This is a genomic window from Roseovarius maritimus (genome assembly GCF_043355895.2).
GTDB lineage: Bacteria > Pseudomonadota > Alphaproteobacteria > Rhodobacterales > Rhodobacteraceae > Roseovarius > Roseovarius maritimus.
The window spans coordinates 96,280-121,907 of sequence record NZ_JBHFPF020000001.1 but is presented as its reverse complement, the minus strand read 5'-3'; the positions used below and the strand labels follow the sequence as shown (position 1 = coordinate 121,907).

The window sequence follows — 25,628 nt, the reverse complement described above, 5'->3', positions numbered from 1 at the left end:
GCAGGCCAAACGGCCTGCCCTTTTACCATCTATGGCCCGCTTTGGATGGCAGGCGCGTCTTGGGCCGCGCGGGTTGCAGACTAGGCTACGCCATCTCGGCCCGACGGATCACTTGTAGGCCCCATCCACGGTGACGACCGTGCCGTCTTCCATGGTGATCTCGCGCGCATAAAGCTCGTTGCCGATGAGATCATTATCCATGAAGCCCCTGATCTGAATTGACTGCCCGAGTTCCAGCTGGACGGGACGCGGGCCCAAGTAGACCCGGAGCGAGCCTGTCTCATCCGTCAGGCGAATTTCATCCTCATCGTGGAAGCGCTCGACCGTTCCTGCAACCGTAACGGGCTGATTTCGCTGCACATCAGCGATTGCCGTGACCTGGGCAAGAGCAGGCGTGGAGAACATGAGGAAAACGAGGGACGGGATCGCAAAACGCATCGACTTAGCTCCATGTTAAGAACAACTATTGTGCGTTTGATATAGGAAAGAAGCATTATTGTTATAAGATCACTCAGGTCGATTTTGGATGGAATGGCGAAGATTCGCCTGTCTGACCGAGTTTGGCAGAGCCCTCGGAGTAACGGATGATGCAAGCTCACCGCCTACACGCTTCCGCGCTGTGCAATATGCCGAAGGTGACAAAATGACCGTGTTCGCTGGCAGCGCGCCCGTTATTTACTGGCCAAAGTTGGGAATTTTTCCAATGGATTGCGGCATTCGGCAGCAAACTACGCGTCAAGCGCACGTTTCAAAGCATGGACGTCAGCCCACACCCCAAAAATCAGGGTAGCCGGACCCCATGCCGCCCGGCCAGATCAGTGATGAACTGCCACGCCACGCGCCCCGAGCGGCCGCCGCGGGTCGCCTGCCATTCGATCGCCTCAGCGCGCAGATCCTCGTCCGAAATCTCGATCCCGTAGGCATCGCAATAGCCCCGGATCATCGCCAGGAACCCGTCCTGATCGCAGGCGTGAAAGCCCAGCCAGAGACCGAAGCGGTCGCTCAGTGATACCTTTTCCTCGACCGCCTCGGCCGGGTTGATGGCCGATCCGCGCTCGTTCTCGATCATGTCGCGGGGCATCAGGTGGCGGCGGTTCGACGTGGCGTAGAAAATCACGTTCTCTGGCCGCCCCTCGATCCCGCCATCCAGAACCGCCTTGAGCGATTTGTAATGCTGGTCATCATGGCTGAAGCTGAGATCGTCGCAATAGAGGATGAATCGCGCATCCGACTGCCGCAGCAGCGACAGAAGGCGCGTCACGCTGGTCAGATCCTCGCGCTGCAATTCGACGATCTTGAGATCCAAGCCCTGGCTGACAATTTCGCCGTGCACAGCCTTGACCAGGCTGGATTTTCCCATCCCCCTCGCGCCCCAAAGCAGCGCGTTATTGGCGGGCAGCCCCTTGGCGAAATGCAGCGTGTTTTCCAGCAGCGTATCACGGGCGCGGTCGATGCCGACCAGCAGGTTCATATCGACGCGTGACACGTCCGGGACAGGCTGCAGATGATCGGGCGAGACGTGCCAGACATAGGCGTCGTAGGCGGCCAGATCGGGCGCGGGCGCGGGCGGCGGACTGATCCGCTCAAGCGCCTCGGCAATCCGCATCATGGGGTCCGTCGCCTGATCCTTCACATCCTTCACAGGCGCTTGTCCTCGTCCACCTCGTCGTCGAACTCATCCTCGGGATGGCCGTCCATATTCTCTTCCATCTCGTCCTCATCATCGAACCACAGACCCTCGGCGCGCAGTTTCGCTTCGCGCTGACGCTCGACACGGGCGACCAGCTGGATCGAGACTTCATAGAGACCGTAGACCACCACAAAGAGGATGCCCTGGGTGATGACATCGGGGGGCGTCACAAGGGCGGCGAGGATCAGAATGCCGACGACCGCGTATTTGCGCACGGCGCGCAGACCCACGGCGCTGACGAGTCCCGCCTTGCCCATAAGGGTCAGTAGAACGGGCAGCTGAAAACAGAGGCCGAAGGCGACGATAAACTTGATCGTGAGGTTCAGGTATTCCTGCGCCGAGCCCTGGAACACGACGCTCAGCGGCGCAGCCCCCTGAACGCCATCGACCACCTCGCCCGAATTTCCAAACTGCTGGAAGCCGAGGAAGAAGTCATAGGCCAGCGGCGTGACCACGTAAAATGCAAAGCTGGCGCCCAGCACGAACATGAAGGGCGATGCGATGAGGAAGGGCAGAAAGGCGCCCTTTTCATTGCGATAAAGCCCCGGAGCCACGAAGCGCCACATCTGGTTCGCGATGAAGGGAAAGGATAGGATGAGGCCGCCCAGCAGCGACACCTTGATTGCGACGAAGAAGCCCTCTTGCGGGCTGATGAAGATCAGGTCGCAATCCTGCCCCCGATCCGCCAGCACCGAGCAAAGCGGCGCGGTCAGGTAGTTGAAGATCGGTGTCGCGACGGTAAAGCAGATCACCATCCCGGCCAAAAAATAGAGCACGGAATGGATGAGGCGCGTGCGCAGCTCGGCCAGATGCTCGATCAGCGGGGCGCTGCTATCCTCGATATCGCCTTCGGTGCTCATGATTTGGTCTCACCTGTGGCGGTCGCTTTAGATGTCTTGCGCGGTTTGGCGGCCGGTTTAGCCGCAGTACCTGCGCTGGATTCAGCCGACGTCTTGGCTTTCGGCTTGGTCGCGGCTTTCGCGGCAGGCTTGGGCGCGGTTTTGGAGGTCGCCGCCTTGGCGGAGGCAGGTTTTGCCGCCGCGGATTTACCAGCCGGCGCCTTGGCCGCTGTTTTCTTGGCGGCGGGCTTCTTGGACGGGGTCTTGCGCGGCGCGGATTTCTTGGCGGGTGCCTTCCCCTCGGGGCCAGCCTGAACAGGGGCCGCCGTCTTCGCCGCTTCGGCCTCGGCCGCCTCGCGATCTAGTCGCTCTTGCGTCTTTTTGGCGGAATGGGCCGTGATCTTATCCTTGGCCTCCTGACGCTCGGCGCTTAGTTTTTCGGCCTCGCGTTTTTCCTTGGGTTTGCCAGCGTCGCGGGTCGCCTGGGTAAAGCTGGTCGCGCTTTTCTTCACCTCGTCCATGGCAGAGCCGATGGGATTGCTGGCCTTGCGCAGGCTCTCGGACATGCCCGAAACGCCCGCATCGTCAGCCGCATCGTTCATCGCCTTCGAGAATTCACGCGCCATGCCCTTGGCCTTGCCCACGAACTGCCCGACGGTGCGGAACATGCCGGGTAGATCCTTGGGACCGACCACGATGAGCGCCACGATGCCGATGACCAGCAGCTCGGTCCAGCCTAGGTCGAACATATTGGATTCAGACCTTGTCTTTTTTCTTGGAGGCCGCGTCGTCCTTGGGGGTCACGTCGCGCGTGCCGGCCTCGTGATCGATATCGGCATCCTTGGCCGAGCTTTCGATCTCCTTGTTGCCTTCGTCGATGCCCTTCTTGAACGAGGTGATACCCTTGCCCACCTCGCCCATGAGCGACGAGATCTTGCCGCGCCCGAACAGCACCAGCACGACGACGGCGATCAGAAGAAGGCCGGGAAGGCCGATATTGTTGAGCATGAAGTCTCTCCCTGGCTTCGGGGCGCGCCAGTTGCGTGCCCTGCTTGTATAACTGCATCCGTATCTAAACGCTGGCGCAGCCGGTTAAAAGGGCTAAGGCGGGCTGCACCGCGCGGAATCGCGAAAAAAACAAGGCTCGCATCTTTGCTCTGCCGGGCCATGAGTGTTTCGGAAAGGTGAAAGGCTCAATCGCGGGCGGGAAAGACAAAGCAGCGGTCGCGGCGGATCATCAGCCAGAGTGCCTTGCCGGGACTGGGCAGAAAGACGTTGGGCACGGTCGCCTTGAGGATCGAGCCGTCGTGATCCATGCGGAATTCCACGATGCTTTCCGAGCCCATGAAGCGCGCCCGCTCGACCACGCCGCGCGCGGGCGTTCCGTCCTGCGCGGTGGGATCGGGGCCGCGCCCGGCGCGGTCGAAGTCGATCTTGATGTGCTGGGGGCGGATCACGATGTCGACCTCGGCGCCGTCGGGCACACCGGGGGCCAGGAAATGGCCGAAGGGCGTTTCCGTCAGCGCGCCGCGCACGGTGCCGCGGATCACGTTGATATCGCTGAAGAAGGCCACGGCATCCTTGTCAACCGGGGCATTGTAGACATTGTAGGGCGCGCCTTGCTGCACGATGCGCCCACCGCGCATGAGGGCAATGTCATCGGCCATGCGCATCGCTTCATCCGGCTCATGCGTGACCAGAAGGACGGCGGCGTCCTCCTCGCGCAGGATATCAAGCGTCTCATCCCGGATACCGTCGCGCAAACGGTTGTCGAGGCCGGAAAAAGGCTCGTCCATCAGCATGATGCGGGGGCGCGGCGCGAGGGCGCGGGCCAGCGCCACGCGCTGCTGCTCGCCGCCCGACAGCTCATGCGGGAAGGATTTGGTGAAATGGCGCAGACCGACCCGATCCAGGAGCTCGGCGACGCGGGCCTGCATCTCGGCCTTGCTGCCCGAGAGGCCGAACGCCACGTTGCCCTCGACCGTCAGATGCGGAAAGAGCGCGAAGTCCTGGAACATCAGGCCGATCTGGCGCTCTTCCGGGGGCACGCGCGCCGTGCCGTCACAGATGATTTCGCCGTCAACGCGGATGATCCCGCTATCTTGAGTCTCGACCCCAGCGATCATGCGCAGCGTGGTGGATTTGCCGCAGCCCGAGGGACCGAGCAGACAGGTCACCTGCCCCGGCATCACCGAGAGCGAAATATCGTCGACCACCAGGCGCCCGTCATAGCGGCGGCTGAGATGCTCGATCTGCAAACGGGGAATCAGGGCGGGCATTCAGGGCCTTTGCAAGTCGGTGCGGGTAGTTACCCGAGCGATGCGGTCGGGAATGGGTTGCAACGGCAGATAGCAACGCCCCCCTGCGCTTGCAAGCTCTATGGCTCAGACAGGCTTTCGCGCCCCGGCAAGCGTGGCCGCGAACCCGATAGCAAGGACGCCGCCGCAGATGAGCAGGAGCTGTTCGTATTTATGGGCGTCGGGCAAGATTGCCGCGGCCCAATTCGCGCCGCGCGCAAAGTAGAGAGCCGCGCCCGCGATGGCCGCCACAAAGGAGAGATTGTAAGACCAGCGCGCGATGGGCCGGTTCATCACCAGCCCCACAATCAGGATCGGGGTCAGGAACATCGAGGCCGTGCCGCTGACCGCGACCGCGTCGAACAGCGTCTGGTTGCCCCAGAGTGTCAGCGCCGTGCCCAGCCCCGTGAAGGCAGTCATCGCAATGCGCCCCGACGCAAGGCTACGCGCGCCGATATGCAATTCTTCGACCACCAGACGCGCGGCACTGGCCAGCGCCGAATCAAGCGTGCTGAGTGCCGAGATCAAGAGCGACACCAGAAGCGCGATGTAGAGCCATGGGGGAAACATGGCGGCCCATGTGCCCAAGAGTTCGCCCTCGTAAGTCGCGCCGATGACGCCAGCCTGAATGCCGAACATCCCGAAGGCGATGATACACAGCGTCGAGATCCAGAAGGCATACAAAAAGGATCGGCGCGTCGTGGCGGCGTCCGCCAGAAACCCGCGGTCCATCATCACCGGATCATGTGCGGGGTAAGAAAAGATCTGCAAAAGCGCCACCAGCAGCAGCACCTGACCATGCCACGCACCGGACGTGCCAGGCGCCGTCAGAACGCGGCCCAGATCGAAGCCGGGGCTGAGGATGAGTGCGACGAAGGCGGCAGCAAACACGGCGAGGAACACGACCATCTGCAGGACATCCGTGCGCAAGGCCGCGCTGAGCCCGCCCCAAGCGCTGTAGCCAAGGCCGAGAACGGCGACGATCACGATGGCGGCCTCCCGCGCAAGACCAATCTCCGGAAGCGCAGCGGCGAAAATGAGACCGACTACCAGAAGATTCGCAAAGACCTCGGACAAGAGGCGCAGGCCGATGACGAGATTGAAGCATCCCGCCCCCACCCCACCAAAGCGCGCGCCCAGCCAGTCCTGCACCGATCCGGCCCCGCCCGCGCGCAACCGTGCCACGATGAAGCCGCCGGTCAGGAACGAGCCGTAGTAGGTTGCATAAGCCAACGTGCCCCAAATGCCGTAGAAATAGCCAAGGATGGCCGAATTCATCAGAGACCGCGCAAAGATCCATGTGGTGACCTGGCTCAACGTCAGAACCCAGAGGCCGGGCGCGCGACCCGATGCTCCTGCCCCGCCGAAAAAGCCGTCGACCGTCGCGCGGCGCGGAGCGGCCACAAGGCTGGCAAGAATGACTGCCCCGAAGATGGCGATGATGATGGCAGCTTGCATGAAAGTCCCTTCCCGCGCGGCACGGGAATGCGCCGTTGGCGAGGGAGCTACCCCGGCGCCTACAAAAGGCGCCAGCCGCAACTTGTCCGCTGGCGAAGTTGTGATCGCCCATGCGCCGGCGGCAGCGAGGGCCGCCTACATTGTCGAGGAGATCGCACCGCCATCCAGCAGCAGGTTCTGCCCCACTATGAAGCCCGCCTGGACCGAGCAGAGGAAGGCGCAGGCGGCCCCGAACTCGTCCGCCGTGCCATAGCGGCGTGCCGGGATGTCGGCGTAGCGATTCTCGCGGGCCTCTTGCATCGAGATACCTTGCGCTTCTGCGACGCCAGCATCCAGCTGCACGGCGCGGTCGGTCGCGTGGATGCCAGGCAGAAGATTGTTGATCGTCACGCCATGCGGCGCCACCTGCCGCGCGGTGCCTGCGACATAGCCGGTAAGGCCCGTGCGTGCCGCGTTCGACAGGCCAAGCGCCGGGATGGGCGCCTTGACCGATTGCGAAGTGATGTTGACGATGCGGCCCCAGCCGCGCTCCATCATGCCGGGCAGCACGGCCTTCATCAGCGCGATGGGCGTCAGCATGTTGGCGTCCAACGCCTTGATGAAATCATCGCGGCCCCAGTCACTCCAGACGCCGGGCGGCGGGCCGCCCGCATTGGTGACAAGGATATCCAGATCGCCCGCCGCCTCCAGCACGGCAGCTTGGCCCTCTTCAGTGGTAATGTCGCAGGCCACAGTCGTGACGTCCACGCCGAATTCTCCGCGAATCGCATCGGCGGCGGCATCCAGCGCCTCTTGGCCGCGCGCGTTCATCACCAGATTTACGCCCTCGGCGGCCAGGGCGCGCGCGCAGCCACGTCCCAGCCCTTTGGACGAGGCGCATACCAGCGCGCGCTTGCCGTTCAGACCCATATCCATCTAGACTTCTCCCAATGCGTTCCTGCCGCGACGAGCGGTTTGCCGTATATTGTGCCGCAACGCGTCCCGCTGCTGCCACAATCTCCTGCTAACCCTGACCCTATGTCAGCCGACCTGGGACCAAAAGGTTTTTTGGCTGCGCGCGGCACCCGGCATGGTCTGCACGGTCGCGCGCGCTAAGTGATTGACCCGGACGCCGGAATAAAGGACCGACATCAGATGACCGATGGCTTTGTTCAGATTCTGCCTGTGTTTCGCGCTCGCGACATCAGCGTCGTGAACGGGGCGAATCTGGGCGATGGTATGTCCTTTGCGGACGAGCTGGATCTTGACGACGTCTACGAGCTGAGTCTGCGCGCCCAATCCGTGCGCCTGTCCGTTCAGCCGACACGCGCAGGCGTCATGGCCATCGCCAAAGGCTCGGCGCTGGGCACGCCAGGCCACCGGGTGCATCTGGACGCGGCGCTGACGATGATGACGGCCAATGGCATCACCACCGAGCTTCTGATCCTTGTCGAAGTTGATTCGTGCGGAGATGTCGAAGCGGTCTATGTCCTGCCTCTCGCGCCCTTGACGCCGCGGACGGAATTCACGCTTGTCGGGATCGACCGTGCATCCGCGCAAACCCGCTTTGCCGAGGTGGCCTGTGTGTTCTTTTCGCGCGGCACCCACGTCACGCTGGCGTCGGGCGCCCAGACCCCGATCGAGGATCTGCGGCCCGGTGACATGATCCTGACACGCGACGACGGTCCTCGCCCGTTGCGATGGATCGGCGCCGCGACGGCGCGTGCGGTTGGCGATTTCGCCCCCGTCCGCATCCGCGCCGGCGCGCTGAACAATGCGGGCGACTTGCTGGTCAGTCCTGAAAGCCGGCTTTTCATCTACCAGCGCTCGGATGCGCTGGGCGCCGGGCGGCACGAGGTGCTTGTGCGCGCGCGGCATCTTGTCAATGGAAGCAGCATCGTGCAGGAGCGTGGCGGCTTCGTCGACTACTTCCAACTGCTTTTTGACGAGCACCAGATCATTTATGTCGAGGGCATCGCCGCCGAAACCATGCTGGTCGATCCGCGCACCCGCACCGTTCTGCCCGCCGATCTGAGCGAGGCACTGTCGCACCCCGAGCCCGGCCATGACCGAAAGGCGCTTACTGAGTTCGAAGTGCAATCGAGGCTTGTCGACAGGCCCGATGCCGCCGAGATCCTGCGCCGCGCCTCGACCCGCTAGCGCGGCCAGATCACTTCGTACACGCTCACTTCTTCTCTGCGTCCAGCTCCTCCTTGGCGACCTTGTCCTCGTTGCCGTCCAGGCGCGGCTCGCGCAGAGCCTCTTCCATCGCGGCATGAGTCCACGCGCCATCCTTCTTCATCTTCGGCGTGCCAAAGGGATCGGCCGCGGATTTGGCATTGTCTGGCTTGGCAGGGCGCTCGCCGGGTTTCTTTGCACTCATGAGGTATCTCCTTTTGCGTTTGTGCGTGATGCACGCAAAACGCCGCTCACCCCTTGCCTGTTCCGCCCCATTGCGCGCCCGCCCGCGCCGCCTTATACGCGGCGCCATGCTGGACACCGCCTCAAACCGCCCCGATCTGCCGAGCGAAATCGCGCGCCGCCGCACATTCGCGATCATCTCGCATCCCGATGCGGGCAAAACGACGCTGACCGAGAAATTCCTGCTGTTCGGCGGGGCCATCCAGATGGCCGGACAGGTGCGGGCCAAGGGCGAGGCGCGGCGCACGCGCAGTGACTTCATGCAGATGGAGAAGGATCGCGGCATTTCCGTCAGTGCCTCCGCAATGTCTTTCGATTTCAAGAGTTTCCGCTTCAACCTGGTCGATACGCCCGGCCACTCGGACTTTTCCGAAGACACATACCGCACGCTGACGGCCGTCGATGCCGCCGTGATGGTGATCGACGGCGCCAAGGGCGTCGAGAGCCAGACGCAGAAGCTTTTCGAGGTGTGCCGCCTGCGCGATCTGCCCATCCTGACCTTCTGCAACAAGATGGACCGCGAGAGCCGTGACGTTTTCGACATAATCGACGAGATCCAGGAAAACCTCGCCATCGATGTGACGCCCGCCAGCTGGCCTATCGGCATTGGCCGCGATTTCATGGGCTGCTACGACATGCTGAATGATCGGCTTGAGCTGATGGACCGTGCCGACCGCAACAAGGTGGCGGACAGCATCGAAATCAACGGTCTGAGCGATCCCAAGCTGGACGAAAACTTGCCTGCAGAATTGGTTGCCAAGCTGCGCGAGGAGGTCGAGATGGCGCGCGAGCTCTTGCCCGCGCTGGACCCGCAGGCGGTGCTGGAGGGGCATATGACCCCGATCTGGTTCGGGTCGGCCATCAATTCCTTCGGCGTCAAGGAGTTGATGAGCGGCATCGCCCAGTATGGCCCCCAGCCCCAGCCGCAAAGTGCCGAGCCGCGCCAGATCGCGCCCGAGGAATCGAAAGTCACCGGCTTTGTCTTCAAGGTGCAGGCCAACATGGACCCCAAGCATCGCGACCGCGTGGCGTTTCTGCGCATGGCGTCGGGACATTTCAAGCGCGGCATGAAACTGACCCATGTACGCACCAAAAAGCCCATGACTGTGTCGAACCCGGTCCTCTTTCTCGCCTCGGACCGCGAACTGGCCGAGGAGGCCTGGGCCGGCGACATTATCGGCATCCCGAACCATGGCCAGCTGCGCATCGGCGACACGCTGACCGAGGGCGAGGCGCTGCGCGTGACCGGTATTCCCAGCTTTGCGCCGGAACTGCTGCAAACGGCGCGGGCGGGCGATCCGATGAAGGCCAAGCATCTGGAAAAGGCGCTGATGCAATTCGCCGAGGAAGGTGCTGCCAAGGTCTTCAAACCCGCCTTCGGCTCGGGCTTCATCGTCGGCGTCGTGGGCGCACTGCAATTCGAGGTGCTGGCCTCGCGGATTGAGCTGGAATACGGCCTACCCGTCCGGTTCGAGCCGTCGCAATTCACCTCTGCAAGATGGGTTCAGGGTAGCCAAGCCGCCATCGACGCCTTCATAAAGGCGAACCAGGCGCATATCGCCCATGATAACGACGGTGATGTTGTCTATCTGACCCGCCTTCAGTGGGATATTGACCGCGTACAACGCGATTATCCGGATATACGCCTGACAGCGACGAAGGAAATGATGGTCTGACGTCTGCACGGGAATCAGACGAATCCCGTCGCAATTGTCGCCGCAAACCGAGCCGGAATTTCTGTCTAAGTCTCGGGAAGCCGCAGCTTTCTTTGCCAAATCACCGCCACAAGAAAGTTGCAATTTCGCCTAATTTCTGTATAAGCGGAGTATCGCCGATGTGGCGGTGGACAGTTTTCGAAACAATGGGGGTTGTTTGGACTGGTCGGTGCATTTTTTCTAGTAAATCAACACGTATGAGTTGAATTCGGCGCTGCGTGTCGCCTCCGGATCCTTCCGGACCGGAAACAATATGTTTCGTTAGATTTCTCTGAAGATTGCAGTGACAAATGTTAACTTGAATCGTGTCGATTTGAGGGCGTTTTTTTGTTCTTGAACCGATGCAATCCGATCTTCGGAGGCGGCCCGTTGGCCGCCCCCGGACAGTGACGGGGCGCAGACCTCGGGACGTCAGACATCGGGGCAGTTTGTTGTGTTTTGGCGCGGAAGTGGGGCCGCGCGTGTTGTGAGTGAGTAAGTCTGCCATGTCAGAAGTGCATACCGATGTTTCGTCGCCTGTGGCGCGCGTATCAGTGCCAGCCTACCGCGCGACCCGGCGTTTGCGCCCCGTCTACCCCGCGCCTTATCCCACCTATCGAAGCGATCCTTCGGCGGCGTCCGTGGCGACACTGCCGGTTGTTCGTCCCGTCCCCCGGCCACATGCCGGTTTCTATCGTCTCAGTGGCAAGCGTGTGTTGGACATCACGCTTATCGTACTGGGAGCGCCAATCGCGCTGTTTCTGATCGGCGTTTCAGCCGTTCTGCTCTGGCTCGAGGGCGGAGCGCCTTTCTATCGCCAACCGCGGCTGGGCAAGGCGGGCAAAACGTTTTCCATTGTCAAACTGCGCACGATGGTGCGCGATGCGGATCAGCTTCTGGAGGCGCATCTCGCCTCTGATCCGGCCTTGCGCGCGGAATGGGACAAGACCCAAAAACTGCGCGATGATCCGCGCATCACCCGCATCGGAAATTTCCTGCGAAAGACGTCGCTGGATGAGCTGCCCCAGCTTTGGAACGTGCTGCGGGGCGAGATGAGCCTGGTCGGTCCGCGTCCCATGCTACCCGAACAGCTGGCACTTTATGGCGACGCGACGCATTACTTTGCCCTTCGGCCGGGCATCACCGGCTATTGGCAGGTCTCACAGCGCAGCCAGAGCGCCTTTCGCGCCCGTGTTGCACTGGATGTTGCCTACGATTACGACGTATCGATCACAGAGGATGCGCGAGTTCTGTGGCGAACCATCGGCGCGGTGATCAAGCGGACGGGAGTCTAGGCCATGTTTGAACGCTATCGCGACACGAGCGTCCGCCATCACCCTGCCCCAAGCAGCAAGTCTGACGATCTGCCTTTCGATCTGGAGCTGACGCGCCGGGTGAACGGCGAGATGATGGTACCGAAATGGGGCACGCGCGATCCGGCGGATCCGCCGGTGGTCGATTCCTTTGATGACCTTCCGAACGGTGCTGATATGGCAGAGCCGTTCGAGCCGGTGCTTGGCGGCGAGCTCATGCTCCCCCAGCGCGGAATCGATATCGTTCCCAGCCTCTGGAGTCGCCTGCCGATGGTCCGCTTCGGCCATGGCGAGACTCCAATCGAGGCGCAAATCCGCCTGACAAGGCATGACCGAGCGATGCTGCGCGCATTTGATGATCTGCGCACACAACTGCTGCGCACGATGCACGGCGCAGGATGGTCGCGGATCGCCATTGCGGCGCCGACCGCAGGCTGCGGTGCCAGCTTTACCGCGCTGAACCTTGCGCTGGCGATTGCGCGCATCCCTGACGCGCGCGCGCTCCTGATGGACATGGATCAGCGCACACCCTCCATCGCCGCAATGCTGGGTATCAAGGCGCGGGGTGGTATGCATCGCCTGCTGTCCGGCGACGTGACCCTTCACGATCATCTGGTCAAACCGGCCGAGACTCTGACGCTCGGTCTTGGGCAGGGGCACGCACCGAATCCCTCGGAAGTGCTGCATGCGCGACGCACCGGAGAGGTGCTGGACGAGGTGCTGGAAACGCTGCGCCCCGACATCACCCTTTACGACTTGCCGCCCATGTTGGAGCACGACGATCTGGAGGCCTTCCTGCCACAGGTCGATGGAGTCCTGCTGGTCGCGGACGCCACGCGCACACTGGCCAGACAGATCACGGAATGCGAGCGCCGGCTCGAGGGCAAATCGCATCTGCTGGGCGTCATCCTGAACCGCACCCGCCCTTCACGCGAGTCGGCACGCCGCGCGGCCTGACGTGTAGTCTTCCGCAGTCCCGGCGTTGCAGCGCGCACCCGCGCGGCCTACATCCCCGTCATATTATTGCCCCTTTACCATGTCATGGATCATGGCAGGACATCATCGCGTTCTCCGGCCTGTCCGCCGGAGAGCGGTATCAGCGCGGGGGACAGCCAGCGGATGGGATCGATCTTTTCGATTGCGGATTTTTTTGACATGCTGCGGCGCCGCCGTGGCCTGGTTCTGTTCGTTTTTGTCATTGGCTGTTTCCTGTCCCTGATCATCGCCGCAGCACAACGGCACATGTATGCCTCTTCCGAGGTCTTGCAGATGCAAGGTCCGATCATTCCGGGCGAAATGGCGCCTTCCACGGTACAAGGGTCATCCGCGCGCCGGCTGCAGTTGATCGAACAGCAAGTCATGTCGCGCGGCGCCATTCTGGAGCTGATCGCCAAGCTTGGGCTTTTCGTCGATCAACCCGCGCTGACCGAGGCTCAGAAGGTGGCGGCGATCCGCGAAGCGGTCCAGATATCCGGCGTTGCCGCGGCGCGCGAGGGCTATGGCGACGATGGTGAGGTATCGCTGCTGCGGATCACGGCCGATTGGCCAACCGCCGAGGGTGCGCGCGCCCTCGCCCACGAGATTTCGCAGCGCACCGTGTCGCTGAGCGTCAGCACCCGTTTGGACCAGGCGCGCGACACGCTGGATTTCTTCACGCTTCAGGAGGATGCGGCCTTGCGCGAAGTTCAGACGCTGGAGCGCGAAATCAGCCAGTTCCGCGCGCGCAACAATACCGCATCCCTCAGCACTATCGAAAACGTTCAGCGCGAGATCGCCACACTAAACGAGGCCCGGCTGGACATAGACAGGCAGATGATCGCGCTGCAGCGCCAGATCGCCCTACCCGCCCAATCACGGGTCGAACGGCGCGCCCGCGAAGAGCAGCAGACGCAGCTGGACAGCCTGAGCGAAGAGCGCGATCTTCTGACGCGCAATATCGAGGCGCTGACCACCTCGATCGAAGGCACCCCCGAGGTTCAGCGCCAACTGGACGATTACGCGCGCAGGCTTGAGGCGCTTCAGGCCGAGCTTGAGGCGACATCGGCCCGCCGCAAGGAGGCCGACGTCGCCTACCGCCTCGAAACTCAGCGCCAGGCCGCCCGGCTGATGGTCCTTGATCCGGCCGCGCTGCCGGACCATCCTTACACCCGATCCCGCAAACTGCTCGTCGCTCTCGGCGCCGTGGTCAGTGCCTTCGCCGCTGTTCTTGCCGCCTTTGCCATGGATCTGCGCCATCCGGTGCTCCGTTCAGCCGCGCAAATGGAGCACGAGTTGGGGCTGCGCCCTGTTGTCTCGATCCCGCGGATGCAGCCGGCCAAGCGCCGTCGCCGCTGGTTCTCGCGGCGGCGCGATCGCTAGAGCCCGGCCAGCATCGCAATTACCGGCCAATGCATCCAAAGCGCCAGCGCCATCAGCACAACCGCGATCACCGCGAAGGTCGCATCATGCGGCGCATCCCACGCCCCATGCCGCCGCGCCAACCGAACCAGCACGGGATATGCGATCAGCAGCGCCACCCCCAGAGAGGCCAGCGCACCGACCAGCCCGAAGGCGTAAAACCCGGCCACCAGCAAAGCAACCAGTAGCACCGATCGCAGCGCGGAATAGACAAAGACCCCCCGAGAGTCGCCCGCCGCCAGCGCCGCGCGATCATAGCTGAGCCCGATGGCCTGTGGCAGGAACCCCAGCGCGATCAGCACCAACATCCCCCCTGCCGGCGCATAGCGCGGATCGTAGAGCACCGTCACCAGCCAAGGACCCGCCAGCGCCATCACCGCCAGCAGGCCGAAGGTGCCGCCGGTGAGCATAATCCGCATCTTCCGAAGGCGGGTACGGTTCGCCGCGCTCTCACCTGGAGGGCAGTCGCGATAAATCGGAATGAGAAGTTGCTGCGCCAAGGAGCCACCCAGCAAGACTGGAAAGCTGGCGAGGAAATAGCCGATATTGTATATTCCCAGAGTCTTGAGATCGAGGAGCGCGCCCAGTACCGCCTTGTCCCCCTGCACACTCACAAAGCCAAAAGCGGTGCTGAGAAAGATCCACTTTCCGAAATGCACCTGCTCGCGCAGCGCCGCGCGCTCCAGCCGGAACCGGTTGCGCAGACCAGGCAGGAAAAGCGTTGTCAGGATCAGCTTGGCCAGCGCGGTGACGACACTGCCCAAAACCAGCGCGATGACCGACTGCGTGATCACCGCCATCACGATCATCGCCAGAACACCGATCGCCTGCGCACCCAGATCCAGCACAGTCAGCCTCCCAAAGACCAGATGCCGGTGCGCCGTCTCGATCCGCGTGGGCAGCAGACCCGAGATGATCAGCGCCAGCCCCGAGATGGGCAGGTATGTCGCCAGAAGGGGCTGATCGTAGATGCGCGCCATCGGCACCGCCATCAGAAGCGTCACCCCCCACAGCGCGAGGCCGCGCATCACCTGAATCGTCCAGGCGGTATTCAGGAAATCGGGATCGTCCCCACGCTTGGACTGGCTGATCGACGGCCCGATCCCGACATCCGAGAACATCATCAGGCCGACGGTGACAACGGTCACCAGTGTCATCAGTCCGAACGCCTCGGGAAATAACAAACGGGTCAGGATCAGGTTCGACGCCAGCCGGATCGCCTGTGCGCCGCCATAACCAACCATGACCCAGGACGCGCTGCGCAGCACCCGCGCGGTCAGCGCACTGCCCGCAAAGGCTTTGATCAGGCGCCTCATGGGCGGGCCCAATCGGCGCGTTTGCCACCCGCCTGCCTGAAAATGCCCATGGCCGCCGCAATCGCCTTGTGTGGCGCGGCGGCGCCGATACCCTGCGCGGCACCAACCCGGAGCGCCGCCACGTGAAGATCGCCTACATCCTCAACACCTATCCGCAACCCTCGCACAGCTTCATCCGGCGCGAATTGCACGCGATTGAGCGGCAGGCCTTCGAGATTGACCGCATCGCGATGCGCGCCGCCGATATTCCGCTGGTCGATGAGGGCGACCGGGCCGAGGCGGCGCGCACGCATTACGTGCTGAAGACCGGCGCGCTGGCGCTTCTGAAGGATCTCACCGCCCAAGCGTTTCATGCTCCGCGCGCCACCGCAGCAGCACTGACGCTCGCGTGGCAATGCGGCGGGCGCAGCGAGGCGGGGCGCCCGCGCCATCTGATCTATCTGGCCGAGGCCGCCCATGTCGCGCGCCGCTGCGCTGCGACGGGCGCAACCCACGCGCATGCGCATTTCGGCACCAATGCCGCGACGGTCGCGATGCTCTGCCATGCAATGGGCGGCCCGCGCTACAGCTTTACCGTTCACGGACCCGAGGAGTTCGATGCGCCGCGTGCTCTGTCGCTGGGCCCCAAGATCGACCGCGCCGCCTTTGCCGTGGCGATCAGCAGCTTTGGCCGCTCGCAACTCAGCCGGCTGGTCAGCCATGAGGTGTGGCCGCGCATCCACGTGGTGCATTGCGGGATTGAACCTCAGCGCTTTACCGATCCGGTACCGATGCCGGACGGGCCGCTGCGCCTTGTCGCCATCGGCCGCTTTGTCGAGCAAAAGGGCCAGATGATGCTGGTCCCCGCGCTGCAAGAGGCGCTGAGGTGCGTGCCGGGCCTTCATCTCACGCTTATCGGCGACGGCCCGCTGCGCGCTGCGCTCGAGATCGAGATCGCCGCCGAGGGGCTGCAGGACCACGTGACCCTCACCGGCTGGCTCGATGAGGCGGCGGTGCGCGCGCAACTGGCCTGCGCGCATGGCCTCGTCATGCCGAGTTTCGCCGAAGGCCTGCCCATGGTCGTGATGGAGGCGATGGCCGCCGCCCGGCCCGTCATCGCCACCTACATCGCGGGCACGCCCGAGCTGGTAGAGACGGGCAAGACCGGTTGGCTTGTGCCTGCCGGCGACAGCGCCGCCCTGGCCGCCGCGATGGTGCAGATGGCCGAGACGCCGCGCAGCCAGTTGGCCCAGATGGGCACGGCCGGCCGCGAACGCGTGCTGGCGCGCCATGACATCGATATCGAGGCCGCCAAACTGGCTGCGCATTTCAGCGAAAGCGCCGCTCATCTGCCGCGCACCCAGCCATCCGGCCCCGGCAATCGCACTGCCAGCGATACCGCGCCGTAGACCAAAAATCCGGCCGGATCGCGCGCCGCGAGGGCGGCGATCTCCGATGCTCCCAGCCGGACAGTGTCATCATTCTTCATCCGTTCGGGGTAGCACCCGGCAATCTCGGCCACACCGCGGTTCTGCCGCCGCCGGACGCGCACCAGCGGCCGCCAGCCCTCGACCATAGGCCAGCTATAGGTTGCCGGAACGCGAACGCGCTCCTCGGGGGTAAAGCTGAGCCGCACAAATGTGTCGTCCGAGATGATGTCCGGCCAATCGCCCCAACGCCCCCGGCCCGCCTCGTTGACCGCAAAGATCCCGAAGCCCGGCACGCCCTGCTTCACGAAGGGAAGGTTTTGCCAAAACCGCGCATAGTTGCGCGTGATCCGGCTGCGCGCAGGCGCAACGACCGGCGTGCCGCTGGCATAGCGCGGCACCGCGCCATTCAATGCGCCCGTAAGCTCCATGATGAGCTGCGGCGAGACGATCACATCGGCATCGAGATAGATCCGCGTGCCATGGCCTGCGGCCCCGTCGCCCAGTCCCAGCGCGTTCAGCTTGCCGCCCGTCTGCGTCTCGATCACCTCCAGGTCGCGCCCCGCGCCGGTATGGCTTCTGGCAATCTTGGCCGTTTCATCGCTGCAGCCATTGGCCACGACAATGACCTGCAGCTCGACGTCGTCCAGTTGCGACGCGAAGACCGCCTCAAGACACGCGGCGATATAACCCGCCTCGTCATGGGCAGGGATTATCACGGTGGCGGCGCTCACGTGCGTGCCCCGAGCGCGCGCCTGCGCGGATTGTCATCGCACGGCCAGCGCATCGCGCCCGAACTACCCCACGTGCCGGGTGAGGCGACATCGTTGTACTGGGTGAACGTCCCTGCCTCCAGCGTCGCCCCACCGTTGCGCACATCGTCATAGAGCGCGCTCATTTCAGGTGAATAACTCAGATGCACGAGAAGCGCGGTCAACTCGTCATCGTCGATGTGGCGGCCGACCGCGGCCCCCTGGCTGCCGCCCTCAGACGTATTCGAGGACAGACCGTGCCGCCGCGCAACTCCGACGTGGCGGGGCCAGATGTGATTTAGCAGATCGCGCAGCATGTCGAATGTATGGCCGCTTTTAGCGCCGCCGCGCAGCTCTGCGGTGGCGCGGGGGGTGGCATGATGAAATTTGCGCGCCGCAACGTAGCCCCCCAGCGCCATGTCCGCCAAGCCATTGGCCCGGTCCGCCTTCGTCGCGGTTTCCAGACTTTCGGCCAGCCACCCCGCGATCAGGCCGCGCCGCTTGGTTGCTTCCACGATATGGCCGAAAAACCCAGTAAAGGCATAGGCAACGAACGCCTCCCCGGGCCGCGACCCGCCATCAGCGGTGGCTCGCGGCGCATCATCCCGCGCGCCCCAACGGCCCGGCAGATGGCCGATCCAGCGGCGGACAGTCTTGAACACGCCTACAATGGGTAGTTGCGTGCTGCAGTGATACATCGGCGCGGGGTTTATTGACAGCGGATGACCTGCTGCCGCCCATCTCAGCGTCGGGGCCACAAGCGCGGCGGCAAGCCCGGCGAGCACCGCGCGGGGGTGGAGCCTCATGGCTCAACCCCCGTCTTGGGGTATGCGGTAACCACGTCCCACACGGTTTCCTGCATGACGCGCGCCAACGCCTCCCCCGGCGCGTTTGCCGCCGTGCCATCGGCCCTGCGCAGAGCATCGGGCAGACCCACGGGGCTGCGATGATAGAGCGCTGCATAATGCGTGAGAGCGACAAGGTAATTGCCCAGATCATTGAGGTGGATCAGGTCCTGAGTCCCATCCGCATTCAACCGAAAAAGATCGCGGCGTGTCTGCATCGGGCCGATGCCTCCCGCGGCCTCGACATGGCGCACCAAGGCGGCCATGACCTGCCCCGCAGGGATCACGCGCACCGGTGCCGCGTCCGGATCATGTGCAGGCCGCAGGATACCGGCCTCCCACGCTTCGGGCAGATCCCGGTCCAAACGCGCCAGCCAGCCCGTGGGATCGTCCAGCGAATGCCACGTCTCGTAGAGATAGACGCGCGTATCGGGATTGCCCTTGTGGGCCAATTCGCTCCACTTGGCGAGGTAATCGGCGCTGGCATGATAGCGGATCGCATCCTCGATCTCGACCATCTCGGTCAAGACGATTGCATCATACGTCCCGCTGCCGACAGCCTCGCGCGCGGGGCGAAAATGCGGATGATCATTCTCGGCGTCAAAGCCTTTGATCGGCACATCCTGCTCCCAATGCTCGCGCAGCGATGTGCCCCAACCCAACTGGCTGTGATAGCTGTGTCCCTCGGGGGCGAGTTGGGCCAACATCGCAGGCATATCGCGCCCGGTCAGCGAATGGCCCAGATGATAGACCGCCAAGGCGCCCTCGGGCGCGGTAAGGGGCGCGGCATACGCCGCCTCAAACGCTTCTGCCGTCACGCCGGGTGCGCGCGCCATCCAGAGCGCTACCGCACCGGTGAGCCCCAGTACCGCCGCCCCGATCCAGATCATCACTGAGTTGCCCATCTCGCGCCTGCCATGCCTCGTCTTACCATCATTGTCCGATCCCCCAACGCGGACTGCGCCCCAGCGTTATGCCGCAGGCAATCAGGTCTTGCGCGATCAGAAACCGCCCGGCAAGGCAGGTTCCGGCAGCCAGTGTGCCGACGGGCCGGCTCAGCGTTGCCTCAAACTGGCCAGTGTCAAGATCGGGGGTGATTTCGAACGTATCGAAATCCAGAAGAAGGCCGGTCAGCGGGTATTGGCACTTATATGCGCATTCTTTCGCGGAAAAGATCAGCTTGGCCAGAATGCCGCGCGCCGCCTCGGGTTGACAGGCCAGCCAGGCACGTTCGGCCAGCGTGCATATCTCGGGGATCAGATCGGGGGCAAGCGGGCTTGCGTCCTCGATATCCGTTCCGATGGCGCGCACGCGGTCGCAGGGCGCAAGGGCTGCAATGCACCGATCTGTTGTATGCGATATACTGCCCGTCAGCCCCTCGGGCCAGATCGGCGCGCGATCCGCGCCGCTTGCCACGGCCGCAGGCGCGCGGCCCAGCTGGATCATCGCATCGCGCGCGGCGGCGCGGCCCGCGGCGAATTCCCGTGCGCGGGCCGGCGCGGCGCGTGCGATGGCGGGTGCTTCGGCGGGCCATGGGGCGGGCTGCGGAGCGCGCGGATCGCTCAGCGCCACCGCGACTTCGGGCGAAAAAAGTGCGCGCAGCGCCTGGGCTGGCCCGGCGACCATCGGCGCAGCAGCTGCGCCAGCGAGGTTGAGTCCCGCACTCATCGTGCCGCCTGCCCGCGCCCCGCCCGCATGGCGCGGCGGCGCTGCATCACGTCGGCGCGCCCGGAGGCGTCCGGCGGCGAGGGCTCGATTGGCCCCGGTGCTGCGCCGCCCAGATGCGCCGCCAGATCCGCGAGGACCGGATAACGGAACACATCCGTGATCGTCAGGCGCAAGTCGGGCAAGGCCGCACGGATATCGCGGTGCATCTGAACCGCCAATAATGAGTGCCCGCCAAGCGCAAAGAAGTTGTCACCCGGCTGTACCGCGGCAAGGCCCAGAACATGGGCCCAGATCCTGGCCAGCCGATCCAGCAGATCGGTCGGGGCTTCGGCTGACGTGCGCGGCGCCTCGGCAATCTGCGCGCGCTTGGGTGCGGCGGGCGCGGGCCGCGACAGAGCCGCGCGGTCGATCTTCTTGTTCGGGGTCAGGGGAAAGGCCGCAAGCGCGGTCAGGCTGGCCGGGACCATCGCGGCAGGCAACTGACGGGCCAGATGCCCGCGCAGTGCTTCGGCATCGACGGCGTCGCCGGTGTAGTAGCCGGCAAGGCGCAGATCGCCTCCGGTCCCCAGAGCCGTGACGACAGCCCCGGTAACTCCGGGAAACTCGGTCATGCGGGCCTCGATTTCGCCCAGCTCGATCCGCTGACCGCGGATTTTCAACTGGCCATCCGACCGGCCAATGAAATCGAGCGTCCCATCCGCGCGCCATGCCGCAAGATCGCCGGTATCATAAAGCGTGCCGCCCGGCAGATCCGGCAGGGCGCGAAACCGCTCAGCCGTCAGCTCGGTGCGCTGCCAGTAGCCTTGGGTCACGCCCGCCCCGCCGATCCAAAGCTGGCCCGGCACGCCGACGGGCACACGTGCGCCGGCCTCGTCCAGCACATGGCAGACGGTATTGGCAATGGGCGCGCCGATGGGGGCAGTCCCCTGCACCTGCCCCTCGATTGGCTGAACCGTCGACCAGATGGTCGTCTCGGTCGGGCCATACATGTTGAGAATGCGCGCAGGCGTCGCGCGGCGCAGATCCGAGACAAGATCACCGGGCAATGCCTCGCCCCCCAGATAGAGATGCTGCACCCGCCCCAGCGCGCGGCGCGCTTCGGGATTCATCGCCAGGATGCGCGCCATGCTGGGCGTGCATTGCAAATGGGTGACACCGTGGCGCAATATCTGCGCTGCAAGCGAGAAGTCATCGGCGTCCAGCGTATCGGGCGCATTCGCGCGCCGCAGCACCTCCGCCAGCGGGCGCAGGCCCTGCAATACCGTCTCGGCGTCGATGCCATAGTCGATGAGGCAGGCAATTTCCGTCACTCCGATTTCAGAGAGTTCGGCGCTGCGTGCCAGACCGTCCTCGACCGTGCCGAAGAGGCCCGCATCCTCGAAATAGCGCTCGAAGGCGTAATCGAGGATCGCCTCCATCTCGCCCTCGTCCAGTCCGGCGAGGTCGATCTGCATCGGGTTTTCCACCCCCTTCGGTTTCTTGAAGGCGGGAAAGGCCCAAGCGTATTGCTTGATAAGGCCGGCGGCGCTGCGCAGGTAGTCTTTCATCGGCTCGCGCGCGACCTCGCGGGCGGCATCACGCGTATCCGCAAGGTAGCTGTGCAGCATCAACGTGACGTGAAAATCTGACGGATCATGCCCGGCCGCGCGCAGCGCCTCATGATAAAGGGCGATCTTGCCCCGCACCTCGTCGATGGTCTGGCCCAGCAGGTGGGTCAGCACATGAGCGCCCATCTTGCCCGCCTCGCGCCAGGTGCCGGGATTGCCTGCGGTCGTGACCCAGACGGGCAGTTCGGGCTGTACCGGGCGCGGATAGGTGGTTACGCCATGCGGTGCGCCTGACTTTGTAGGAAACTGCACCTCCTCGCCACGCCAGAGCGCGCGCACCTTCTCCAGCGTGTCAAATAGCGCGGGCTTGTTCGCGGGAGGCGTGTTTTCCGGGCGCAGCACGAAATCATCCGGCTGCCAGCCCGAGGCGAAGGCGAGCCCCGCGCGCCCGCCGGTCATGTTGTCGATCACCGCCCATTCCTCGGCTATGCGCGCGGGATGGTGCAAGGGCGCCACGCAACTTCCTGCTCGGATGTCCAGATGACGCGTCACCGCCGCCGCCGCCGCGCCGGTGACCGCTGGATTGGGATAGGCGCCGCCAAAGGCGTGAAAATGCCGCTCGGGCGTCCAGAGCGATGTAAAACCATGCGCATCGGCGAATTTCGCGCCCTCAAGCAGCAGGTGATACTTGCCCGCGTCACAGCCGCCGTCATTGCCCCAGTAATAGAAGCCGAACTTCATTCCGCTGCCACCGCGCATCTGCGACGTGCCCGACACGGCGGCGCGCGTCTCGCCGCCGCTGAGCACCACCTTGAAGCCGCGGGCCAGCGTGTGGAAAAGTTCCAGCACCGAGATATCGAAGGCCAGGCTGGTCACCGCCAGCCAGACACCGCCCGCCTCGGGATCGATATGCGCGTCCATACCGGCGCGGAAATTGGCGACGTTGCGGTGGGTGATGCTGACGCCCTTCGGCGTGCCGGTCGAGCCGGAAGTGTAGATCAGATAGGCCGGGTCATCGAGACACTCGCCATTCTGGACCTCCAGACCGGATGGTTCGCCCGCCTGCATGTCCTCGATTAGGATCCGCCGGACATTGGTCTCAGGCAACAGCCCCTCCAGCGGCGCCTCGGTCAGGAGAATCGCGGCGCGGCTGTCGCTGATCGCATGGGCCAGCCGGGCCGGCGGATAGTCGGGATCGAGCGGCACATAGGCGCCGCCTGCCTTGAGGATACCCAGCGCCCCGATGAGTAAAGCGGGTCCGCGCGCCACGCAGAGCGCGACATGACTGCCGCGCGTGACACCGTCCGTGCGCAAGCCGGCGGCCACGGTATCTGCCCGCGCATTCAGCTCCGCATAGCTGAGCGCGATGTCCTCGAACACCAGCGCGACGGCATCAGGTATGCGCGCAACCTGCGCCTCGATCGCGCCGTGAATGGTCTGCATATCGCTTAGATCCACCGCCGGCCCGTGCCACCCGTCCATGAGGGCGATATCAGCGGCCAGCAAATCGGCATCGCTGCCCGCCAGAACCTCGTCCAGACGTGCGACCAGCAGATCGGCGGCTGAGGGCGGAACCCGCGCCACGTCCACCATCAGACGCCCCTCAGGCCAGAGCACGCAGACCGCAGTGCCCGCGATGGGCGTGCCCGTCTCGGCGAGGCCGATCGCCGGGACCCTCAGCCCCGGCACCCCGGCGAGGCGCAGACCCAGATCGGCGGCCATGCCCGGAGATGCCTCGGCGTGCGCAAGTTCTGCTACAGCGTCATCGCTGCGCAGTGGCACCCATTCGGCGATGTCACCCGGCGCCGCATTGGCGCCTTCCGCGAGCATAGTGGATTGATACGCGATGTAGCCGTCGCGCCCTGCCGTCACCCTTGCCCAGCGGGCAATGCGGCGTGCCAGTTCCTCGCGGCTTGCATCTTCGGGCCATGAAAGCTCCCGCGCTTTCCAATCCGCCGTCCCACCTGCGCGGTTGGAGATCGTCAGGCCGGCAGGCAGATCCAGCGGCTCGGACGCGACAAGCGCCTTGCGCCAGCGATCTTCGTGACGTCTCAAAGCGGCCAGCGCGGCGATATTTGCATCTGGCAGCGACAAGGAATTTCCCGCGGCGACCTGAAAAACCGGCGTACGTCCATCCATGCCGATCAACCCCGAGAGGCGGAGCGCTCCGTCCGCGAACATGACCGTCAACCAATCCTCGCCCACGGCCAGAATTTCGCCCGGACCGCCCTGCCCCTCGGCAGGCTCGGCCCGGCGCACCTGGACCGCCGCACCGGCCAGTCGGATGCGGGCCGTCGCCACGGGGTTGGCATGATCCGCAAAATCCAGCGCGCGCACCAGCGCCAGCGCCTTTTGTGCCGGACCGTCAAAATTCAGATACCCCGCCCCTGGCGGCAGATCAGCGCGCGTGAAAAGACGCCTCGCGCTCAGGTCCTGCGGTATCCGGCGCGGCTGACCCGAGGCGAGCTGGTCTATCACCTCGTCAAAGCTGTCCAGCCCTTCGGCATAGCAGCGCGCATTCAGCGCATGGGCGGTGATATCGCGGGGCAGATCGAACGGGTGGGCCGCCAGGATATCGCCCTCGTCAATGCCCCCCGCCATGTGGTGCCATGTGACCCCATGCGCCCCCCTGCCGTTCAGGATAGCCCAGACGGGCGTGTTGACGCCGGCATAGTCCGGCAGCGGCCCATCGTGGAAGTTGACCGCACCGCAAGCGGGCCAGTCCAGCACCTCCTGCGGGATGATACGCAAGTTTGCAATGCTGAGCAGCCAATCCACACCGTCCGGCACCAGACCCGGCAGATCCTTGATGCGGCGAGTGACAGGCAGGCCCGCTTCCTGGGCCCAAGCGTGCACTTCGACATCGCGCGTCGCGACGGCGCGGATATCTGCCCCGCGCTCGATCAAACGGGCAGCGCAGGCGATCGTCAGGCTTTCATCGCCGATCAGTACGCAGGAAAAAAGGCTCATGTCGGATCTCCTCTGGCGATGACGTCGACCGGTCTGGCCTGCACACCGTCCGTTGCCGGAATGGCCCGGCCCTTGCGCGCGCCAAACCAAGTGCGCAGCGCATGGATCAGCAAATCGCGCAGAAAATGTGGCGGATCCCGCCGCGACGCACCCGAGACCGCGCAGCGCAGCCGCCACAGCCCCTCGCCCAACGCGCGTGACAAGGTTGCAGCCACGGCATAGGCGCGCCCGTGATTTTCGACGAAATAATGCAGACGCGAATCGAACCAGTATTCCGGCGTACGCCCCCAGTCCCGCATTCCGGTCGAGACCGAGCCGAGATGCACCGCCTCCGAGTCCGGCACGTACAGGCAGACCCACCCAGCGCGTGCCGCACGCAGGCAGAGGTCCGTTTCTTCGAAGTAGAGAAAGAACGTCTCGTCAAAAAGGCCGATCTCGTCCAGCATATCCTGCCGCAGCATCAGCGATGCGCCCGCAACCCAATCGACGGGCGCCGTACGCTCGGGCACCGGCAGGGGTACGACCCAATCGCGCAGGAGGCTCGTGAAAAGTCCCGTGCGCACCGACCCTTCGAACTCGCCCGGCACGGAAGGGAAGCGGAACGCGGTGCGGTGCAAGATTCCATCTTCTCCGACGATGCGGCTTCCGGCGAACCCGGCGGTCTCGTCGCGCTGGAGCGCCTCCAGCAGATGGCGGATCGCGTCCGGGCGTGGCCAGGCATCGGAGTTGAGGATATAGACATAATCTGGCCGCGTGCCATCGGATAGGCCCGACGCCATTCCCAGATTGTTGCCCGCGCCAAAGCCACCATTGACCTTCGATGTGACAAGGCTGACCCGATCCCAGCCGCGCTCCTTGATCGCATCTGCGATAATCTGTGTGCTGCCATCACCCGACGCATTGTCGACGATGGTGATCGCCCCGGCCAGCCCGTCCATGGCGGTCAGCGCGTAAGAGGCAGCCTTCAGGCTCAGCTGTGCCGTGCGGTAGTTCAGCACGATTACGAGGATGGCGGGGTCAGTCTCATGCGTCATGG

22 protein-coding genes are annotated in these 25,628 nt (G+C 64.3%); 6 read left to right on the top strand and 16 right to left on the bottom strand.

Annotation, left to right across the window (positions count from 1 at the left end):
- Positions 1 to 108: 108 nt before the first annotated feature.
- The 8 genes from ACEWPM_RS00545 to ACEWPM_RS00510 all read right to left on the bottom strand — a co-directional run bounded on the left by ACEWPM_RS00545 (position 109) and on the right by ACEWPM_RS00510 (position 7,199).
- Complete coding sequence (locus ACEWPM_RS00545) at positions 109 to 438, bottom strand: single stranded DNA-binding domain-containing protein (RefSeq protein ID WP_393960544.1); 330 nt, start codon at positions 436 to 438, stop codon at positions 109 to 111.
- A gap of 343 nt (positions 439 to 781) precedes the next feature.
- Positions 782 to 1,609, bottom strand: coding sequence for an ATP-binding protein (locus tag ACEWPM_RS00540; protein ID WP_393960980.1), 828 nt, complete (start codon positions 1,607 to 1,609; stop codon positions 782 to 784).
- A 29-nt stretch (positions 1,610 to 1,638) separates the two neighbouring features.
- Complete coding sequence (gene tatC, locus ACEWPM_RS00535) at positions 1,639 to 2,550, bottom strand: twin-arginine translocase subunit TatC (protein WP_393960543.1); 912 nt, start codon at positions 2,548 to 2,550, stop codon at positions 1,639 to 1,641.
- Complete coding sequence (gene tatB, locus ACEWPM_RS00530; protein ID WP_393960542.1) at positions 2,547 to 3,278, bottom strand: Sec-independent protein translocase protein TatB; 732 nt, start codon at positions 3,276 to 3,278, stop codon at positions 2,547 to 2,549. The genes tatC and tatB overlap by 4 nt, the downstream gene beginning before the upstream one ends.
- 7 nt (positions 3,279 to 3,285) lie before the next feature.
- A complete protein-coding gene (locus ACEWPM_RS00525; protein WP_393960541.1) occupies positions 3,286 to 3,537 on the bottom strand; it encodes a twin-arginine translocase TatA/TatE family subunit in 252 nt (83 codons plus the stop codon).
- 185 nt (positions 3,538 to 3,722) lie between these two features.
- Positions 3,723 to 4,808 carry an ABC transporter ATP-binding protein gene (locus ACEWPM_RS00520; RefSeq protein ID WP_393960540.1) on the bottom strand — a complete coding sequence of 362 codons (1,086 nt, stop codon included), beginning with the start codon at positions 4,806 to 4,808 and terminating at the stop codon, positions 3,723 to 3,725.
- Positions 4,809 to 4,913: 105 nt separating this feature from the next.
- Positions 4,914 to 6,284, bottom strand: a complete 1,371-nt coding sequence (locus tag ACEWPM_RS00515; RefSeq protein ID WP_393960539.1) for a sodium:proline symporter — start codon at positions 6,282 to 6,284, stop codon at positions 4,914 to 4,916.
- Positions 6,285 to 6,419: 135 nt separating this feature from the next.
- Positions 6,420 to 7,199 carry an SDR family oxidoreductase gene (locus ACEWPM_RS00510; protein ID WP_393960538.1) on the bottom strand — a complete coding sequence of 260 codons (780 nt, stop codon included), beginning with the start codon at positions 7,197 to 7,199 and terminating at the stop codon, positions 6,420 to 6,422.
- Between the two features lie 219 nt (positions 7,200 to 7,418).
- On the opposite strand from ACEWPM_RS00510, the gene ACEWPM_RS00505 reads away from it, so the two are divergent.
- Entirely contained in the window at positions 7,419 to 8,423 is a 1,005-nt protein-coding gene (locus ACEWPM_RS00505; protein ID WP_393960537.1) for a Hint domain-containing protein, read from the top strand.
- Positions 8,424 to 8,448: 25 nt separating this feature from the next.
- Here the strand turns inward: ACEWPM_RS00505 and ACEWPM_RS00500 are convergent, their stop codons facing one another.
- Entirely contained in the window at positions 8,449 to 8,646 is a 198-nt protein-coding gene (locus ACEWPM_RS00500) for a hypothetical protein (protein ID WP_393960536.1), read from the bottom strand.
- Between the two features lie 106 nt (positions 8,647 to 8,752).
- On the opposite strand from ACEWPM_RS00500, the gene ACEWPM_RS00495 reads away from it, so the two are divergent.
- From ACEWPM_RS00495 to ACEWPM_RS00480, 4 genes are all read left to right on the top strand, one after another.
- Positions 8,753 to 10,360 carry a peptide chain release factor 3 gene (locus ACEWPM_RS00495; protein WP_393960535.1) on the top strand — a complete coding sequence of 536 codons (1,608 nt, stop codon included), beginning with the start codon at positions 8,753 to 8,755 and terminating at the stop codon, positions 10,358 to 10,360.
- A 524-nt stretch (positions 10,361 to 10,884) separates the two neighbouring features.
- Positions 10,885 to 11,673, top strand: a complete 789-nt coding sequence (locus ACEWPM_RS00490; RefSeq protein WP_393960534.1) for a sugar transferase — start codon at positions 10,885 to 10,887, stop codon at positions 11,671 to 11,673.
- A gap of 3 nt (positions 11,674 to 11,676) precedes the next feature.
- Positions 11,677 to 12,648: a CpsD/CapB family tyrosine-protein kinase gene (locus tag ACEWPM_RS00485; protein WP_393960533.1), complete on the top strand. Its 972-nt coding sequence runs from the start codon at positions 11,677 to 11,679 to the stop codon at positions 12,646 to 12,648.
- A 162-nt stretch (positions 12,649 to 12,810) separates the two neighbouring features.
- Entirely contained in the window at positions 12,811 to 14,049 is a 1,239-nt protein-coding gene (locus ACEWPM_RS00480; protein WP_393960532.1) for a GumC domain-containing protein, read from the top strand.
- On the opposite strand, the gene ACEWPM_RS00475 is transcribed toward ACEWPM_RS00480, so the two are convergent.
- Positions 14,046 to 15,404: an oligosaccharide flippase family protein gene (locus ACEWPM_RS00475; RefSeq protein WP_393960531.1), complete on the bottom strand. Its 1,359-nt coding sequence runs from the start codon at positions 15,402 to 15,404 to the stop codon at positions 14,046 to 14,048. The two genes, ACEWPM_RS00480 and ACEWPM_RS00475, sit on opposite strands and share 4 nt — an antisense overlap.
- 122 nt (positions 15,405 to 15,526) lie before the next feature.
- Here ACEWPM_RS00475 and ACEWPM_RS00470 point away from each other — a divergent pair, with 122 nt between their 5' ends.
- The gene (locus ACEWPM_RS00470) at positions 15,527 to 16,792 is read left to right on the top strand and encodes a glycosyltransferase family 4 protein (protein ID WP_393960530.1); all 1,266 of its coding nucleotides are present in this window, start codon (positions 15,527 to 15,529) and stop codon (positions 16,790 to 16,792) included.
- On the opposite strand, the gene ACEWPM_RS00465 is transcribed toward ACEWPM_RS00470, so the two are convergent.
- Genes ACEWPM_RS00465 through ACEWPM_RS00440 form a run of 6 tightly spaced genes read right to left on the bottom strand, consistent with a single transcriptional unit; the run spans position 16,729 to position 25,626 of the window.
- Positions 16,729 to 17,544: a glycosyltransferase family 2 protein gene (locus tag ACEWPM_RS00465; protein WP_393960529.1), complete on the bottom strand. Its 816-nt coding sequence runs from the start codon at positions 17,542 to 17,544 to the stop codon at positions 16,729 to 16,731. The genes ACEWPM_RS00470 and ACEWPM_RS00465 overlap by 64 nt on opposite strands.
- Positions 17,541 to 18,368, bottom strand: coding sequence for a hypothetical protein (locus ACEWPM_RS00460; protein ID WP_393960528.1), 828 nt, complete (start codon positions 18,366 to 18,368; stop codon positions 17,541 to 17,543). The genes ACEWPM_RS00465 and ACEWPM_RS00460 overlap by 4 nt, the downstream gene beginning before the upstream one ends.
- Positions 18,365 to 19,312, bottom strand: coding sequence for a hypothetical protein (locus ACEWPM_RS00455; RefSeq protein WP_393960527.1), 948 nt, complete (start codon positions 19,310 to 19,312; stop codon positions 18,365 to 18,367). Before ACEWPM_RS00455 ends, ACEWPM_RS00460 begins: the two co-directional genes overlap by 4 nt.
- Before the next feature lie 28 nt (positions 19,313 to 19,340).
- A complete protein-coding gene (locus ACEWPM_RS00450; RefSeq protein WP_393960526.1) occupies positions 19,341 to 20,075 on the bottom strand; it encodes a 4'-phosphopantetheinyl transferase family protein in 735 nt (244 codons plus the stop codon).
- A complete protein-coding gene (locus ACEWPM_RS00445; RefSeq protein ID WP_393960525.1) occupies positions 20,072 to 24,592 on the bottom strand; it encodes a MupA/Atu3671 family FMN-dependent luciferase-like monooxygenase in 4,521 nt (1,506 codons plus the stop codon). The genes ACEWPM_RS00450 and ACEWPM_RS00445 overlap by 4 nt, the downstream gene beginning before the upstream one ends.
- Positions 24,589 to 25,626 (bottom strand): glycosyltransferase family 2 protein, encoded by a 1,038-nt coding sequence (locus tag ACEWPM_RS00440; RefSeq protein WP_393960524.1) that lies wholly within the window; start codon positions 25,624 to 25,626, stop codon positions 24,589 to 24,591. Before ACEWPM_RS00440 ends, ACEWPM_RS00445 begins: the two co-directional genes overlap by 4 nt.
- Positions 25,627 to 25,628 lie beyond the last annotated feature (2 nt).